This is a genomic window from Aliiroseovarius sediminilitoris (assembly GCF_900109955.1).
GTDB lineage: Bacteria > Pseudomonadota > Alphaproteobacteria > Rhodobacterales > Rhodobacteraceae > Aliiroseovarius > Aliiroseovarius sediminilitoris.
Genome location: NZ_FOJB01000001.1, coordinates 1,439,328 through 1,455,508, shown reverse-complemented (window position 1 = coordinate 1,455,508; position 16,181 = coordinate 1,439,328). Strand labels below are relative to the sequence as shown.

The 16,181-nt window shown below is 60.9% G+C and carries 15 protein-coding genes; 8 read left to right on the top strand and 7 right to left on the bottom strand.

Annotated features, from left to right (window positions below):
* Positions 1 to 66: 66 nt before the first annotated feature.
* The 3 genes from BMY55_RS07290 (at position 67) to BMY55_RS07280 (ending at position 4,669) form a co-directional block, all read left to right on the top strand.
* Positions 67 to 1,353, top strand: coding sequence for a capsule biosynthesis protein (locus BMY55_RS07290; protein WP_091429508.1), 1,287 nt, complete (start codon positions 67 to 69; stop codon positions 1,351 to 1,353).
* A gap of 93 nt (positions 1,354 to 1,446) precedes the next feature.
* Positions 1,447 to 2,595 (top strand): polysaccharide biosynthesis/export family protein, encoded by a 1,149-nt coding sequence (locus tag BMY55_RS07285; protein ID WP_091429507.1) that lies wholly within the window; start codon positions 1,447 to 1,449, stop codon positions 2,593 to 2,595.
* A gap of 13 nt (positions 2,596 to 2,608) precedes the next feature.
* The gene (locus BMY55_RS07280; RefSeq protein WP_091432162.1) at positions 2,609 to 4,669 is read left to right on the top strand and encodes a capsular polysaccharide biosynthesis protein; all 2,061 of its coding nucleotides are present in this window, start codon (positions 2,609 to 2,611) and stop codon (positions 4,667 to 4,669) included.
* Here BMY55_RS07280 and ribD read toward each other — a convergent pair.
* Complete coding sequence (gene ribD, locus BMY55_RS07275) at positions 4,654 to 5,754, bottom strand: bifunctional diaminohydroxyphosphoribosylaminopyrimidine deaminase/5-amino-6-(5-phosphoribosylamino)uracil reductase RibD (RefSeq protein ID WP_245744674.1); 1,101 nt, start codon at positions 5,752 to 5,754, stop codon at positions 4,654 to 4,656. The genes BMY55_RS07280 and ribD overlap by 16 nt on opposite strands.
* Positions 5,751 to 6,221 (bottom strand): transcriptional regulator NrdR, encoded by a 471-nt coding sequence (nrdR, locus tag BMY55_RS07270; protein ID WP_091429505.1) that lies wholly within the window; start codon positions 6,219 to 6,221, stop codon positions 5,751 to 5,753. The genes ribD and nrdR overlap by 4 nt, the downstream gene beginning before the upstream one ends.
* A 219-nt stretch (positions 6,222 to 6,440) precedes the next feature.
* Between nrdR and BMY55_RS07265 the strand changes: the two genes are divergently transcribed.
* Positions 6,441 to 6,644 (top strand): dodecin family protein, encoded by a 204-nt coding sequence (locus BMY55_RS07265; RefSeq protein WP_091429503.1) that lies wholly within the window; start codon positions 6,441 to 6,443, stop codon positions 6,642 to 6,644.
* Between the two features lie 7 nt (positions 6,645 to 6,651).
* On the opposite strand, the gene BMY55_RS07260 is transcribed toward BMY55_RS07265, so the two are convergent.
* From BMY55_RS07260 to BMY55_RS07240, 5 genes are all read right to left on the bottom strand, one after another.
* A complete protein-coding gene (locus BMY55_RS07260; RefSeq protein WP_091429501.1) occupies positions 6,652 to 7,071 on the bottom strand; it encodes a secondary thiamine-phosphate synthase enzyme YjbQ in 420 nt (139 codons plus the stop codon).
* Between the two features lie 159 nt (positions 7,072 to 7,230).
* On the bottom strand, positions 7,231 to 7,422 hold the full coding sequence (locus tag BMY55_RS07255; RefSeq protein WP_143064302.1) for a hypothetical protein: 192 nt from the start codon (positions 7,420 to 7,422) through the stop codon (positions 7,231 to 7,233).
* A 324-nt stretch (positions 7,423 to 7,746) separates the two neighbouring features.
* Positions 7,747 to 9,741, bottom strand: a complete 1,995-nt coding sequence (gene rpoD, locus BMY55_RS07250) for an RNA polymerase sigma factor RpoD (RefSeq protein WP_091429498.1) — start codon at positions 9,739 to 9,741, stop codon at positions 7,747 to 7,749.
* Positions 9,742 to 9,923: 182 nt separating this feature from the next.
* A complete protein-coding gene (dnaG, locus tag BMY55_RS07245; RefSeq protein WP_091429496.1) occupies positions 9,924 to 11,900 on the bottom strand; it encodes a DNA primase in 1,977 nt (658 codons plus the stop codon).
* A gap of 50 nt (positions 11,901 to 11,950) precedes the next feature.
* Entirely contained in the window at positions 11,951 to 12,538 is a 588-nt protein-coding gene (locus BMY55_RS07240; RefSeq protein ID WP_091429494.1) for a TetR/AcrR family transcriptional regulator, read from the bottom strand.
* Between the two features lie 121 nt (positions 12,539 to 12,659).
* On the opposite strand from BMY55_RS07240, the gene BMY55_RS07235 reads away from it, so the two are divergent.
* The 4 genes from BMY55_RS07235 (at position 12,660) to glpX (ending at position 16,154) form a co-directional block, all read left to right on the top strand.
* The gene (locus tag BMY55_RS07235) at positions 12,660 to 12,944 is read left to right on the top strand and encodes a hypothetical protein (RefSeq protein WP_091429491.1); all 285 of its coding nucleotides are present in this window, start codon (positions 12,660 to 12,662) and stop codon (positions 12,942 to 12,944) included.
* A 131-nt stretch (positions 12,945 to 13,075) separates the two neighbouring features.
* Positions 13,076 to 14,362: a homoserine dehydrogenase gene (locus tag BMY55_RS07230; protein WP_091432158.1), complete on the top strand. Its 1,287-nt coding sequence runs from the start codon at positions 13,076 to 13,078 to the stop codon at positions 14,360 to 14,362.
* Between the two features lie 83 nt (positions 14,363 to 14,445).
* A complete protein-coding gene (locus BMY55_RS07225; protein ID WP_091429489.1) occupies positions 14,446 to 15,099 on the top strand; it encodes a ceramidase domain-containing protein in 654 nt (217 codons plus the stop codon).
* An 83-nt stretch (positions 15,100 to 15,182) separates the two neighbouring features.
* Positions 15,183 to 16,154, top strand: a complete 972-nt coding sequence (glpX, locus tag BMY55_RS07220) for a class II fructose-bisphosphatase (protein ID WP_091429487.1) — start codon at positions 15,183 to 15,185, stop codon at positions 16,152 to 16,154.
* Positions 16,155 to 16,181: the final 27 nt, after the last annotated feature.

The window sequence follows — 16,181 nt, the reverse complement described above, 5'->3', positions numbered from 1 at the left end:
GGCAGAAAGGGTTGGGTTTGGAACACAGCTCCAACGCGATGACCGCAAGGGAAAGACAGGCAGACGATGAACACCGGCCATGAACGACACTTCCTGTTCCTGCAAGGCCCACACGGCCCGTTCTTCTGGCAATTGGGGCGGATGCTGCGGGCGGCGGGTGCCAAGGTCTGGCGCGTGGGGTTCAACATGGGGGATCAAGTCTTTTGGCGTGACCGCGCGAGCTTTGTTCCCTTCACCGATCCGCAGGAAAACTGGCCGGATCGGTTCGACGGTCTGCTGAGCGACCACGCCATCACCGATATCGTGCTTTACGGCGACACCCGCCCGATTCACGCTCAAGCGGTCAAGATCGCCAGGGCGCGCGGGCTGCGTGTTCATGTGTTCGAGGAAGGATACCTGCGCCCCTATTGGGTGACGTATGAGCGTGACGGCTCGAACGGCAATTCGCGGCTGATGCAGACAAGCGTGGAACAAATGCGCGACACGCTGGCCAATACCGAGCTTGATATCCCCGAAGCGCCGGCCCATTGGGGCGACATGCGCCACCATGTCTTCTACGGCGCGCTGTATCATTGGTTCGTGATGTTTGCGAACCGCCAATACCGACACTTCCGCCCCCACCGGGCGCTTGGCGTCGGGCACGAGTTGAACCTGTATCTGAAGCGGCTGCTGCTGATGCCGTTCCTTGCCGCCGACCGCATCGCGGCCACCTTGCGGATCAAGTATGGCGGCTTTCCCTACCATCTGGCTCTGCTTCAGCTCGAGCATGATTCGAGCTTTCAAAACCACAGTCCTTTCAACACGATGACCGAGTTTCTTGAAGTCGTCGTCAAGGGATTTGCCACCGGTGCGGCGGGTCATCACCATCTTGTCTTCAAAGCCCATCCGCTGGAAGATGGACGGGTGCCACAACGCCGCGAAATCCGCCGATTGGCAGAAATGTATGGCGTGGCTGACCGGGTGCACTACGTTCGCGGTGGCAAGCTGGCCAAGCTGCTTGACCACGCGCGCTCGGCGGTGACGGTGAACTCAACCGCCGCGCAGCAAGTCTTGTGGCGCGGCCTGCCGCTGAAAGTGTTCGGCACGGCAGTATTTGACAAACCAGAGTTTACCTCGGCCCAATTGGTCGAGGATTTCTTCACCCGACCGACCCGCCCGGACAGCCGCGCCTATCGCGACTATCGCCACTATCTGCTGGAAACTAGCCAGGTCACAGGCGGCTTTTACGCCGCGCGAGGGCGACGGCAGCTTTTGCGACAGGTGGTCGATATGATGCTGGCCGCCGATGACCCCTATCAGGCTCTTGAACGGGGGACAGCGGCACCTCGGCAACAGTTGCGCCTTGTAAATTAGCCCAACAGGGTCGAAAAGCTGGATAAAATCCGCGCGTCCGACTAGGTTCACGCCAAAACCATACCGGCTTTTTGCCCAGAAGGAGCACGAGCAGTGTCCATCACCGGAAAGAAATGGGTCCGCGCTGCGGCCCTTTGTGCGTTGGTTCTGTCCGTTGGCGCCTGTGGTCTGCCGCGAAGCGGGCCAACCAAGTCAGAGCTGCTTGCCGATTCAAACTCGCCGATAAACGACGCCATCGTCGTGCTGGTCAATGATCAGGTAAACCGGGCCACGGCGGTCACGCCGTCCCTGGGGTTCAGCAAAGCCTTTTCCAACGCACCACTGGTCGGGTCGGATACAATCCAGCCAGGCGATACGCTGGGCATTTCGATCTGGGAAAACGTGGACACCGGCATTCTGACCACCGCTGGCGCGCCGGCGGCACTGGAAGAGGTGCAGGTGGACGGATCCGGATTCATCTTTATCCCCTATGCCGGGCGCATCAAGGCGTCGGGCAATTCACCCGAAGCGATCCGCCGGATCATCACGGCAAAACTTGCAGAACAAACGCCAGACCCGCAGGTTCTGGTGCGTCGACTGGCCGGAGACGGGTCCACTGTTACGATCACCGGGGCGGTCAGCGGCCAAGGTGTCTATCCCATAGAGCGGCCCACCCGGACGCTCAACGCCATGCTCGCACGCGCGGGCGGCATCGCGATTTCGCCCGAGATCGCCAAGATCAAGGTCAATCGCGGGAGTCAAACCGGTGAAGTTTGGTTCCAGGACCTGTTTGACCACCCCGAGACGAACATCGCCCTGCGCGGTGGCGACCGCATTCTGGTCGAAGAAGACAGCCGGTCATATACGGCCATTGGGGCCACTGGTGGGCAAAGCCGTGTCCGGTTCGAAACGCAAAATCTGTCGGCGATGGAAGCCTTGGCTCAGGTCGGTGGTTTGTCCGGCTCCTCCGCCGATCCAAAGGGCATTTTCGTCCTGCGTGATGAAACCGCCGACATCGCCAACACCGTGTTGGGCCGGTCGGATCTGCGTGGCACACAGCGCATGGTCTATGTTCTGAACCTGACCGAACCCAACGGCATGTTCAAAGCCCGTGACTTTACCATTCGTGACGGTGATACGATCTATGTGACCGAAGCCCCCTACGTTCAATGGACGAAGCTTCTGTCGGCCCTGACCGGATCGCTGGCAACGGCTGGGTCGATCTCGTCGCTGAACCAGTCCCTGTCCGGATCGGGCACTTGATCCAGAGGGCATGATGGCCCGATCATCAGACCCCCATAAAGCCGCCGAGGTTCCCCTTCCCCGGCGGCTTTATGTATACAATGGTGGGTTCCTGACCCAGCCGCGCATCCGCCGCATTCTGGCACTGGCGGGGTGGGATGTTCGGATCGGTGTTCCGAAAGACGGCGACTATGTCGGCACGTGGGGGAAAAGCCCAACCTCGGGCCGGGGCGAAGCGATCGCCAACCGTCGCGACGCCCCCGTCATCCGGGTCGAGGACGCTTTTCTGCGTTCGATCCTGCCGGGCCGTTCGGGTGAGCCCGCACTTGGCCTGTTGATCGACGATATGGGGGTACATTTCGACAGTGCGCAGCCTTCGCGGCTGGAACATATCCTGGCAACAGATCCCTTGGACAACAGTGACACCCTGCGCCGTGCGCGCGATGCGATGGATCGGATGCGGCAAGCGCATCTTTCAAAATACAACGCCTTCGATCCTGCCCTGCCCGTGCCGGATGCGCCTTATGTGCTGGTGATCGACCAGACGCGCAACGATGCCTCGATTGGCCAAGCGGGTGCGTCGGAAAACACCTTCCGCGAAATGTTGGTCGCCGCGCGCCTGAACCACCCGGATGCACGCATCCTGATCAAGACGCATCCCGAGACCATGGCGGGCCATCGCGACGGCCATTACGGACCCGAGGATGAGAACGAGCAGGTGCGCCTGATCTCGGACCCCGTCAGTCCGTGGTCTCTGCTGGACGGCGCGCAGGCGGTCTATACCGTCAGTTCCGGGTTGGGGTTCGAGGCGATCCTGGCGGGGCACAAACCCAATGTGTTCGGGCAGCCCTTCTATGCGGGCTGGGGACTGACCGTGGACGACCGCCCGGTGGACCGGCGGAGGCGTAAGCTGACCCGGACGCAGCTCTTTATGGGCGCGATGCTCCTCTATCCCATATGGTACGATCCATACCGCGACCAACTGTGCGAGATCGAGACTGTGCTGGACACGTTGGAAGCCCGCGCACGCGCGTGGCGCGAGGATCACCGCGGCTATGTCGCCAGTGGAATGCGCTTGTGGAAGCGCCGCCCGCTGGCCCAGTTTTTCGCCGACGGTCCGGCGATGATATTCGACGACAATGCCGCTCGTGCAGCCAAGGGAGCATCTGAAGTCGAGCGCCCGCTGATGGTCTGGGCCGGTAAGGAACAGTCTGCCCACCAAACCCGCGCACCACTTCTGCGGGTCGAGGATGGGTTTCTGCGTTCACGCGGGTTGGGGGCGGAACTCGTGCCGCCGCTGTCCTTGGTGCGCGACGATCTGGGCATTTACTACGACCCTACACGGGAAAGCCGGTTGGAGCGTCTGATCGCCGCGTCGACCACCCTGCCCGATCACGCCCGCGAACGTGCCGAGCGGCTGATCGCGCGGATTACGCACACGGGAGTGGGAAAATACAACCTTGATCGCCCGCTGCCAGATGGGCTTTCAGACCTGCCGGGCGGGCACCGTATCCTTGTGCCGGGGCAGGTGGAGGATGATGCCTCTTTCCGACTGGGGACGGATGCCATCGGCACCAACCTTGCCCTGTTGCAAGCCGCGCGGGCACAGAACCCCGACGCGGTCATCATCTACAAACCCCACCCCGATGTGGAAGCCGGGCTGCGCGCAGGCGCGATCCCGCCCGATCAAGCCCGCACCCTTGCCGATCTGGTGGCCGATAACGCCGACCCCATCGGGTTGATCAACGCTGTGGACGAGGTCTGGACGATGACCTCCACCCTCGGGTTCGAGGCATTGTTGCGCGGTCGCAACGTCACCTGCCTTGGCGCAGCTTTCTATGCAGGATGGGGGCTGACGCACGATCTGGGTGACATTCCCCCGCGCCGCACCGCGCGGCCTGACCTGATCGCGCTGACCCATGCCGTGCTGATCGGCTACCCTCGCTACCACGACCCCGTGACGGGCACCGCTTGCCCGGTTGAAGTGGTGGTAGAGCGTCTTGCCGGCGGCACGCCGCCCAAAATCACCCCGGCCACGCGGATATTGTCTAAATTGCAGGGATTGTTCGCCAGCTACGCCTATCTGTGGCGCTGACGCCAGCGGTGCAGAATGTCGCTGCCGATGACGCGTGTCTCAGTCAGATCGAAACGCGGCGCCTCGGTCAGTCGCCCCAGCCCCATAGCCGCAAGCGACGGCCGCCCCTCGGCCCCGATCGCGACCCCGGCGGTGTAGCCCACAAGCTCGTCCACCAGCCCAGCCGACAGAAGCGAGGCGGCCAGACTGCCGCCGCCCTCACAATAAACACGGGTCAGACCGCGCGCACCAAGGGCTTGCAACACGGCACCGGGATCAAGCGCGCCCTGCGTCTCGTCCACCTCGACCATCTCGGCTCCAATGCCCGACCAGGCGGACACAAGCTCGGGCGCGGCACGTCGGCCATGGCAAATCCAGACTGGAAGATCGCGCGCGGTTCGGGCCAACTGACTGTCCAACGGCAGGTCCAGATGGCGGGACAAGACAACGCGGATCGGTTGGTGGTCAACGCCCAGCCCCCGCACGGTCAGCAACGGATCATCCGCCCGCGCCGTGCCCGCCCCGATCATCACCGCGTCATGGGTCGCGCGCATGGCGTGAACATGGCGGCGCGCCTCGGCGCCGGTGATCCACTGGCTGTCACCCGAGGCCGTCGCAATCCGCCCGTCGAACGAACTGGCCAGCTTCAGCGTGACCATCGGGCGGCCTAGCGTGACACGGCACAGGAACCCGGCCAGATCAGCGCGCGCCTCATCCGCGCAAAGGCCGGTTTCAACCTTGACCCCGGCGGCGTGCAACATGGCTAACCCACCCCCGTCCACACGCGGGTCGGGATCGCCCAATGCGACCACCACCCGTGCAATGCCCGCTTCGATCAGCGCGGCTGCACAGGGCGGCGTCTGTCCGTGATGGGCGCAGGGTTCCAGCGTCACATAGGCCGTCGCCCCGCGCACCGCCGCCCCGGCTTGCGCCAGCGCGATCGTTTCGGCATGTGGCCGCCCGCCCGGTTGCGTCCAACCACGGCCGACGATCCGTGCGCCCTGCACGATCACGCAGCCCACAGCGGGGTTCGGCGCACTACGCCCAAGACCCCGTCGCCCAAGCGACAGGGCCAAACGCATATAGCGCGTGTCAGATTGGGTCACTCGTCTTCCGGCGCGACGTCCGGTCGAAGCTCGCTGACAAATTTATCGAAGTCATCGGCGGCCTGGAAGTTCTTGTAAACACTGGCAAAACGCACGTAGGCTACCGTGTCGATCCGGGCCAGGCTTTCCATCACGATCTCGCCGATTGTCTTGGACGGGATGTCTGTCTCGCCCATGCTTTCCAACCGTCGCACGATGCCCGAGATCATCTGGTCAATCCGTTCAGGCTCCACCGGGCGCTTTTGCATCGAGATGCGGATTGAACGCTCAAGTTTCTCGCGGTCGAAATCCTCGCGGCGTCCGTTGGATTTCACCACGACAAGGTCGCGCAACTGCACGCGTTCATAAGTGGTGAACCGGCCCCCACAGGCCGGACAGAAGCGCCGCCTGCGAATGGCGACGTGATCTTCGGCCGGGCGACTGTCTTTCACCTGGGTATCTATATTTCCGCAAAACGGGCAGCGCATCGGCCTTCCTCTTCTCTCATCTCACCTCGGTATTTGGGTCTTTTGCCCAGTTATCCACAGGCACTATAGGGCAGCCTCTAGGTCTTGTGTAGTGGGAAATACGCGCCCCAACATGCGCGATTTACCGCTGTCACGGGGAAAGATTGCTTTCCCTTCCCCTGCACCGCATGGCTAAACTTGAACACTGTGCCAGCCAATCAACCAAAAGGGAGAAGACACATGACCATCGCACGTGTGACAGAAATTTCCGCCACCTCACCCAAAAGTTTCGACGATGCTGTGGAACAAGGGGTAAAACGTGCCTCGGACACATTGCGTAATGTCGTCAGTGCATGGGTGAAAGAACAATCGGTGAAGGTCGAAAACGGCAAGGTCGCCCATTATCAGGTCAACCTGATGGTGACGTTCGTGCTGGACGACTAAGCCCCATCTATGGGCCAAGATGCGCCGCCACGTGACGCGTGTGCGGCGCATTTCTGTGTTCAAACAGGTAAATCCCCTGCCACGTTCCCAGCACCAACCGCCCGGACTGCACCGGGATCGACAGACTGACGGGCAGCAGGGCCGCCTTGATATGGGCGGGCATGTCGTCCGGGCCTTCATAGGTGTGGGTCAGATAAGACATACTGGGGTCCGTCGTCGGCGGCACCAGACGATGCAGGAAGTTTTGCAGGTCGGTTTGCACTTCGGGATCGGCGTTTTCCTGTATCAGAAGCGAGCAGGATGTATGGCGCACGTACAGCGTCAGCAGGCCATCGTCCAAGGTCTTGCTCGCCAGCCAACGCACAACATCCGTGGTGAATTCATAAAGGCCGGGGCCTTGCGTTTGGATCGTAAAACCATGTCCCATGGCGGTGATAGAATGTCACCCAAGCGATCCGCGCAAGGCCCCTTCGTTCGTTTTTCCGGCACCCGAGGCAATCAAATTCAGGTCAGCAGGGCCGGCACCCTCTCCGCCTTTGTTCGCGTGAGTGGTTTGCCTCGGAATGCCGGAAAACACAGGGAAACCCTAGAGCGGGATCAGGGCGGGACGTCGTGCAATATGCCCATCCTGCCGCCGGGTTTCCAACCTCATCAGCGCCCTGAGCCGCCCGGACCTGACATCCGGTCGGCCATCGCGCTGAGCCAATTCTTCCTGAAAGTTTGTGATTGGCCCTTTCAGGCCCGTGGCGTATGTCTGCGCGCCCACCATCTTACGCATCATAATCCCCAATATAAAAAGTTTCGTCTCAAACAAAGCGATCGTCCAATATGCTCACATTATCGCCACATTTCCGCCCCATTTCAAAGGAAACCGATTCTTAGCGCCTGAAAAACAGTGAAAACAGATTGTTTCCACGTCGATATTCATTTCATTGGAGAGTGAAACAGAAGCGTTTCGCGATTAAATAGGCGCGTCGCGCGCAATAGCGCGAAGAGCTCTTTAACTGACCGAGATTCGTTTGCCGTTCAGAACAGCGGATTTCTTGGTCGAATTGGGGCAAAAATGTGACGCACGTCCACCTTGATGGACATGCGTCATGTGTCACTGATCCAGGAACGACCGCAGCTTGCGCGATCGACTCGGGTGCTTCAGCTTGCGCAGCGCCTTCGCCTCGATCTGCCGGATCCGTTCGCGTGTGACCGAGAACTGTTGCCCCACTTCTTCCAGCGTGTGGTCAGTGTTCATACCGATACCAAAGCGCATCCGCAGCACACGTTCTTCACGCGGGGTGAGCGACGCCAGAACCCGCGTGGTGGTTTCCTTGAGGTTTTCCTGAATGGCGCTGTCCAGGGGCAGCACGGCATTCTTATCCTCGATGAAGTCACCAAGCTGGCTGTCTTCCTCGTCCCCGATCGGGGTTTCAAGGCTGATCGGTTCCTTGGCAATCTTCATCACCTTGCGAACCTTCTCAAGCGGCATTTGCAGCTTCTCGGCAAGTTCTTCCGGGGTCGGTTCGCGGCCAATCTCGTGCAGCATCTGGCGACCGGTCCGCACCAGCTTGTTGATCGTTTCGATCATATGCACCGGAATACGGATGGTGCGGGCCTGATCGGCGATCGAACGGGTGATCGCCTGACGGATCCACCATGTCGCATAGGTCGAGAACTTATAGCCGCGACGGTATTCGAACTTGTCCACCGCCTTCATCAGGCCGATGTTACCTTCCTGAATAAGATCAAGGAATTGCAAACCGCGGTTGGTGTATTTTTTGGCAATCGAGATGACCAGACGCAGATTGGCTTCGACCATTTCCTTCTTGGCCTGACGCGCTTCCTTCTCGCCTTTCTGAACCTGCTGGACGATGCGGCGGAATTCAGGGATGTCGACGCCGACATACTGACCCACCTGGGCCATGTCTGCGCGAAGCTGCTCGACCTTGTCCGAAGAGCGTTCGATAAAGCCCTGCCATGCGCGCCCCGATTGGGCCGCCATATCTTCCAGCCAGGTCGGGTCCAGTTCACGCCCGCGATAGGCGTCAATGAATTCGCGGCGATTGATGCGGGCTTGGTCAGCCAGTTTCACCATCGCCGAGTCAATCGACATGATGCGGCGGTTGATGCCGTAGAGCTGATCGACCAGTGCCTCGATCCGGTTGTTGTGCAAGTGCAGTTCATTTACCAGCAGCACGATCTCGGACCGCAGTTTCTGATAGGCGCCCTCGGCCTTCTTCGAGAAACTGTCGTCTTCGTTCAGGGTCGCGGACATCCGCAGATCCTGCATTTCCGACAACTTGTTATAATCGCGGGCAATCAGTTCAAGCGTTTCCAAAACGCGCGGCTTTAGCGCTGCCTCCATTGCGGCAAGCGACATGTTGGCGGCTTCGTCCTCGTCGTCGTCATCATCATCCGTGGCAATCGGGTTGCCGTCCGCATCAAGTTCCGGATCGGTGCTTTTCTTTTCGCCAGATGCGGCTGCACCATCGACACCGGCGGCGGCGGTCACGCTTTCGGATTCTTCATCCTCGTCCATTGCATTGCCGAAAGTGGCATCAAGGTCGATGACATCGCGCAGCAGAATATCTTCGCTCAGAAGCTCGTCGCGCCAGATCGTGATGGCCTGAAAGGTCAGTGGGCTTTCGCACAGCCCGGCGATCATCGTGTTGCGACCAGCTTCGATCCGCTTGGCGATCGCAATCTCGCCCTCGCGGCTGAGGAGTTCGACCGACCCCATTTCGCGCAGATACATGCGGACAGGATCGTCGGTACGGTCCAGCTTTTCGGATTCGGCGGTGGCAACAGTGACCTCGCGGGCCCCCGCCTGCGTGACCAGCTCGGTCGAGCCCTTCTCTTCCTCTTCCGCCTCTTCGTCTTCAATGATGTTGATGCCCATTTCGGACAACATCGACATCACGTCTTCTATTTGTTCGGAACTCACCTGGTCGGGGGGCAACACCTGATTAAGCTGATCGTAGGTGATATAGCCTTTTTCCCGTGCCTCGGCGATCATCTTCTTGACCGCTTTTTGGCTGACGTCACCCATGGGTTCGTCGTCCTGATCGTCGTCCTTGCGGTCGTTGGCGGTGTCCTTGGCGGCCATGGGCCCTCCTTGCACTTGGCTTGGCGGATATGGGACGTCAGGCGCTCGCCCTAGTTGATGTCCCACCACGTCGGTGATTCGGGTTGGCCGAATCATCACCTCGAATCGGTGATTCGCCAACCCATGTATCGCGTATTCTTCGCCTGATCATCCGCAAAAGACCAGAGATCACGGCACTGTTGCTATTTCCCCTTCTTTTTGTCGGGGGAGATCTGCGCCAACAGCTTGTCCAGCGCATCGCGTTCATCGCGGTTCATGAGCGTCCCGTTATCGGCGACCTCATAGGTGGCTTTGTCCTCAGACTGGCTGCGCTGCGCCTTGTTACGCGCCTCGGCAGCCTGCCCCAAACGCCATGTCATACCTTCATCCGGCAATGTGTCCATATCCTGAGCAGCATCCGCGATCTCGCGCCTAAGCCCGCGCGCCGCCTCAAGCTTCATGATTTCTTCGTTCAGGCTTGCCTCGACGATCTCATCATCCTCGGGGTGGCGCATGGCGGGAGTGATCCGCACATGGTTGAGCGCAAAGAGCTTTTCAAGGGCAACCGCCCCAATTCGTTCAATAATGGTGCGTTCCAGCACTTCCGCCCCTTCATGGGCGTGGCGCAACAACACGCGCTGCAATGCACCATGATCAGGTCCTATCATGTCCAAACGCTCCATCCGGCTTTCGACATGTTCCAGCATGTCGGGCCTGCGGATGAGGATCGCCAGAATAACCGCTTCGCGCAGCACCTCTTGCGCCTGATCGTCGGCGGTTGCCAACAACGATGACTTGGTTGAGTGCAAAACCGGTGGAACAGGTGCCCAGCCCCGGCCCTTGCCCGGCTCCCATGGCACCCGCGATGCCCCTTGTGCGCCCTGACCTTTGGGGCGCGACCGGAACAGGTCCCATCGCTTGTCCTTGATCGCCTGCCCATAATGCGACCGGATCGACGGGTCCTTGATGCGCGCTATCGCTGCGCGCAGATCCTTGTCCAGCGCGGCGCGGCGTTCCGGGCTGTCAAACACCTTGCCCTCGGTCTCGCGCCGCCACAGCAGGTCCACCATCGGGATCGCCGCGTCGATCAGGGCCTGCATGGCCGCGGGCCCGCTTTCTTTCAGCACATCATCCGGGTCCTTGCCTTCCGGCATGATCGCAAAGCGCAGGCTTTGCCCGGCTTCCAACAGGGGCAGCGCGTTGTCGATGACCCGCATCGCCGCCGCCAGCCCGGCCTTGTCACCGTCCAGCGCGATGATCGGTTCCGGTGCGATGCGCCACAGAAGGCGCAGTTGGTCTTCGGTGATCGCGGTGCCAAGCGGGGCAACGGTCGCACCAAACCCGGCCTCGGACAGGGCGATCACGTCCATATACCCCTCGGCCACGACCAGGGATTGCCCCCTGCCCGCCGCCTCGCGTGCCGGGCCGTGGTTGTAAAGGCTGCGCCCCTTGTCAAATAGCTCCGTCTCGGGAGAGTTCAGGTATTTCGCGCTTTCGTCAGGGTCCATCGCGCGACCGCCAAAGGCAATCGCCCGCCCGCGCGCGTCACGGATCGGAAACAGGATGCGATTTCGGAACGTGTCATAGGGTTGGCCCCCCTTGGTGCTGGGCTTGGCCAGCCCCGCCCCAAGGATCAGGTCATCGGCAACGCCCTTGTCTTTCAGGTGATCCCACAAGCCCTGCCAGGCATCTGGGGCAAAACCGATTTCCCAGCGGTCCACCGCTGCGTCACTCAGCCTGCGCCGGGCCAGATATTCGCGCGCTGCCGTCCCCGCGCCGGTTTTCAGCATCAACCGGAAATGACTCACGGCCATTTCCATCACCTCGACCAGTTGCGTGCGCCGATCCGCCTTTTCCTTCGCTTTGGGGTCGCGGGCGGGCATCTGCATCCCGGCCTCGCCCGCCAGTATTTCAACCGCTTCCATGAAGCCGACATTCTCGGTCTCGCGCACGAAAGAGATCGCGTCGCCCTTTTGATGGCAGCCGAAGCAGTAGTAATAGCCCTTGCGGTCATCCACATGAAAAGACGCGGTTTTTTCCTGATGAAACGGGCATGGCGCCCACATGTCACCCTTGGCCTGATTGGATTTGCGCTGGTCCCACATGACCTTGCGCCCGACAACCTGTGACAGGCTCAGGCGATTGCGTAATTCATCAAGGAAACCGGGTGGCAGTGACATGGACTATATATCGGCATGACGGGCGTCAGAGTCCAGTGGTCGTTGACGTTTCACGCCCCGACGGCACCGCGCACCATGTCCCAATAAATATCAGCAACTGCGTCACGCGACAGCCGCCCGCCTTCGCGATACCACGTGTTCACGCCAGTCAGCATGGCAATCAGCGCCATCGTGGTCAGGCGCACATCCGGGGCTGTGATCACCCCCTCGGCTTGGCCTGCTCGCAAGATCGCCTCAAGCTCGCTTTCATAACGTCGGCGCAGGGTTTCGACATTGGCAAAGTTTTCATCCGACAGGTTGCGCAGTTCCATATAAGCGATGAACACCGCGTCGGGGCGTTCAAGATGGAACCGGATGTGAAACCGCGCAAAAGCCTCCAACCGCGACAACGCGTCGTTTCCCTTCGGCTCGTCGCGCCACGCCGCCAGAAGCTCGTCCATATGGGCCTGCATCAGATCGTAGAGCAGGCTTTGCTTGTCCTTGGTGTAAAGGTAGAGAGCGCCCGCCTGCACACCGACCTCAGCTGCGATCTGGCGCATTGAGACGGCGGCGAACCCATGTTGCGCGAACAGGGAAAGGGCTGCCTCGCGCACCTTCGGGCCGGTGATTTCACTGTGTGATCCGGTTTTTCTTGCCATGGCCCCTTGATAACTGAACGATCGTTCAAATCAATCCCAATCCATCCCGCACCATCTTGCGGCACCGGGGTCACATAGCTAAGGTCGCCCCAGCCCTTCGGGCATGTAACAGGAGACGCCGATGCCCCTGCGCCAGATCATCCTTGCAGCACTTCTGCCCAGCGGATTGGTCGCTTGTGCCGCGGCCCCCGATTTTCCGGCCGATGCTGCCGCCAACGCACCGTTCCCCAAAATCGTGCCGGTCAGCGAAATTCAGGCGCAGGTCGAAACGCAGCCGGGGGATGAAGGGATTGACGAATTGGCTGCCCGTGCCGCCGATCTGCGCGCGCGCGCAGACGCGCTGCGCGGCACGTCTGTGGTCGATGAAGAGACCGAAGATCAGATGCAGGATGCGTTGACCCCCTGATAGGCCGATCCGGCTGTCTCAGAAATTTCCATCAACCACGCACCGGTGGATTGCACCACGGACGGCCATTGGCTACACGTCGCTGAACAATTTTACAGCCGACGGAGAGCGACATGAGTGACAACAGCCCCCTGCGCCCCCCCCTGCGTCTTGGGATTGCAGGTCTTGGCACCGTCGGCATTGGTGTGATCAAGATCATTCGCCGTCAGGCCGCTTTGCTGGAAGATCGTGCCGGGCGACCAATTGCGATCACCGCTGTTTCAGCCCGGTCGCGCGACAAGGATCGCGGCGTCGATCTGTCGGATTACGCGTGGGAAGACGACCCGGTCGCACTGGCAAAGCGCGATGATATTGACGTATTCGTTGAATTGATGGGCGGTCACGAAGGCCCCGCCAAGGACGCTTGCAAAGCAGCGATTTCCGCAGGCAAAGACATTGTAACCGCCAACAAGGCACTTTTGGCCCATCACGGGCAGGAACTGGCTCTGGCCGCTGAAGCTGCGGGCGTGCGTCTGCGTTATGAAGCCTCTGTCGCAGGGGGCATCCCGATCATCAAGGCCCTGACCGAGGGGCTGGCAGGCAACGAGATCAGCCGCGTCATGGGCGTCATGAACGGCACCTGCAACTACATCCTGACCCAGATGCAAGCCACCGGGCGTGGCTATAATGCCTTGTTCGAGGAATGCGCCGAGTTGGGCTATCTTGAGGCCGACCCGAACCTTGATGTGGGTGGCATTGATGCGGGCCACAAGCTGGCAATCCTGTCCTCGATCGCATTCGGCACACAAGTCAATTTCGACGCGGTCGAACTTGAGGGCATCCAGCGCATCCAGTTGGAAGACATCGAACACGCCGCCGAAATGGGCTATCGCATCAAGCTTCTGGGCGTGGCGCAGATGACAGGTCGCGGGCTGGAACAACGCATGACACCATGCCTAGTGCCCGACAGCTCTCCGCTGGGGCAGTTGGAAGGCGGCACCAATATGGTCGTGGTCGAGGGCGACGCAATTGAACAAGTGGTGCTGCGCGGCCCCGGTGCGGGCGAAGGCCCGACGGCAAGCGCGGTGATGGGTGACGTGATGGACATTGCGCGTGGTTTGCGCATCCCGACCTTCGGGCAACCCGCGAACACGCTGCGCCCGGTGACGGGTGTGAAAGCGATGAAACCTGCTCCGTTCTATCTGCGTATGGTGCTGCTGGACAAACCCGGCGCGCTGGCGAAGGTGGCGGCCGTTTTGGGCGATGCGGGGATCTCGATCGACCGGATGCGCCAGATCAGCCATGACCAGAAACTGGCCCCTGTGCTGATCGTGACCCATAAATGCACCCGCGACGCGCTGGACACGGCGTTGGTTGGGCTGGCCAAGACCAACGTGGTCGAAGGCGAACCGGTCGCCATTCGCATCGAAAAGGTCTAGGCACCTCAATGGACCGGTTCGCCGCCGTCGACATCTATTGCGAACGCACCGGGCCGGAGTTCTGGTCCGAACCCTAGAACGCCCTGTCGAACCTGACCTTTTTCGTCGCCGCTGGCTGGGGCTGGGTCGAAGCCCGAAAGCGCGGTCGCACCGACGCCACCACCATGTTTCTGATTGCGTTGGCAGCTTTGGTCGGGCTGGGCAGCTTCCTGTTTCATACCTTCGCCAATGCATGGTCCAGCTTGGCTGATATGATCCCGATCTGGACCCTTGTCGCGCTGTTCATGCTGGTCGCCATCCACCGGATCGGCGGCGCCCGACCCGGTCGTATCGGAATCGGGCTGACCGTCGCCGTGGGCCTTGTCGCCATTTTGTTTGCCTTTGGTGGCGATGGCAGCGGCAGCCAGACCAGTAATTCGCCCGCTGCGGCGCTGGATGCGGATGGTTCATCCGCCCCGGCATATCCGATCCTGAACGGGTCCGAGCAATATCTGCCCGCAGTTCTTGCCCTGCTGGCCTTCGCCGCGCTTAGCCGCCGCAAGGGCCACCCGATTGCGCCATGGGTCGTGGCCGCCGCTGGCGCGTTCATGGTATCACTGACCCTGCGCACGCTGGACATGCACCTGTACGAAATCTGGCCGCTGGGCACACTTTTCATCTGGCACATCCTGAACGGTACGATGATCGCGCTGCTGTTCCAGGGCCTCATTCGCAGCCCCGTCGCAAGGCCGGGGTAAGTGGTGAAACCGCGCAAGTCCCTTGCCCCTGCCCCGTGTCGGCACTAAACCCGTGGTCAAACATTGAAAGTAAGGATTACCCCATGGCCGATAAAGTCGTTTTTCTGGACCGCATGCTCTCGCTCGGTCTGGCCCGTGTATCAGAGGCGGCCGCCATGGCCAGCGCAAATCTTGTCGGACGTGGGGACGAGAAAGCCGCAGACCAGGCTGCCGTCAACGCGATGCGCGATCAGCTGAATCTTTTGGACATCCACGGCACCGTGGTGATTGGCGAAGGCGAACGGGATGAAGCACCGATGCTTTATATCGGCGAAGAGGTCGGCACCGGCGATGGCCCCGCCGTGGACATCGCGCTTGACCCACTGGAAGGCACCACATTGACCGCGAAGGATATGCCCAATGCCCTGACCGTGATCGCCATGGCGCCGCGCGGGACGCTTTTGCACGCCCCGGATGTCTACATGGAAAAGCTGGCCATCGGGCCGGGCTATCCGAAAGATGTGGTCAGCATGGATATGTCACCTGCCGACCGCGTCAAGGCACTGGCCAAGGCGCGAGGCTGCGATATGGCCGATATTACTGTCTGTGTGCTGGAACGCCCCCGCCATGAGGACATGATCGAAAGCATCCGTTCGACCGGCGCTGCGATCCGGCTGATCACCGATGGCGACGTGGCCGGTGTCATCCACTGCGCCGAAGCCGATATCACCGGCATTGACATGTACATGGGCAGCGGTGGCGCACCCGAAGGTGTGCTGGCGGCCTCGGCCCTGAAATGCATGGGAGGGCAGATGTGGGGCCAGTTGACGTTCCGCAATGATGACGAACGGGGCCGCGCAGCCAAAGCCGGCATCACGGATCTGGACCGCATCTATACCCGCGACGAAATGGTCACGGCGGATGTGATTTTCGCGGCGACAGGCGTCACCGATGGTTCGATCGTGTCGGGGATCAAGCGCGAACCCGGCTTTCTGACCACCGAAACCATTCTGATGCGGTCGAAAACCGGTTCGGTGCGCCGCATGATCTATCGCAACCCGGTCACAGCGAGCTAGGGTCAGGAACGCGCGGAGGCGCATATT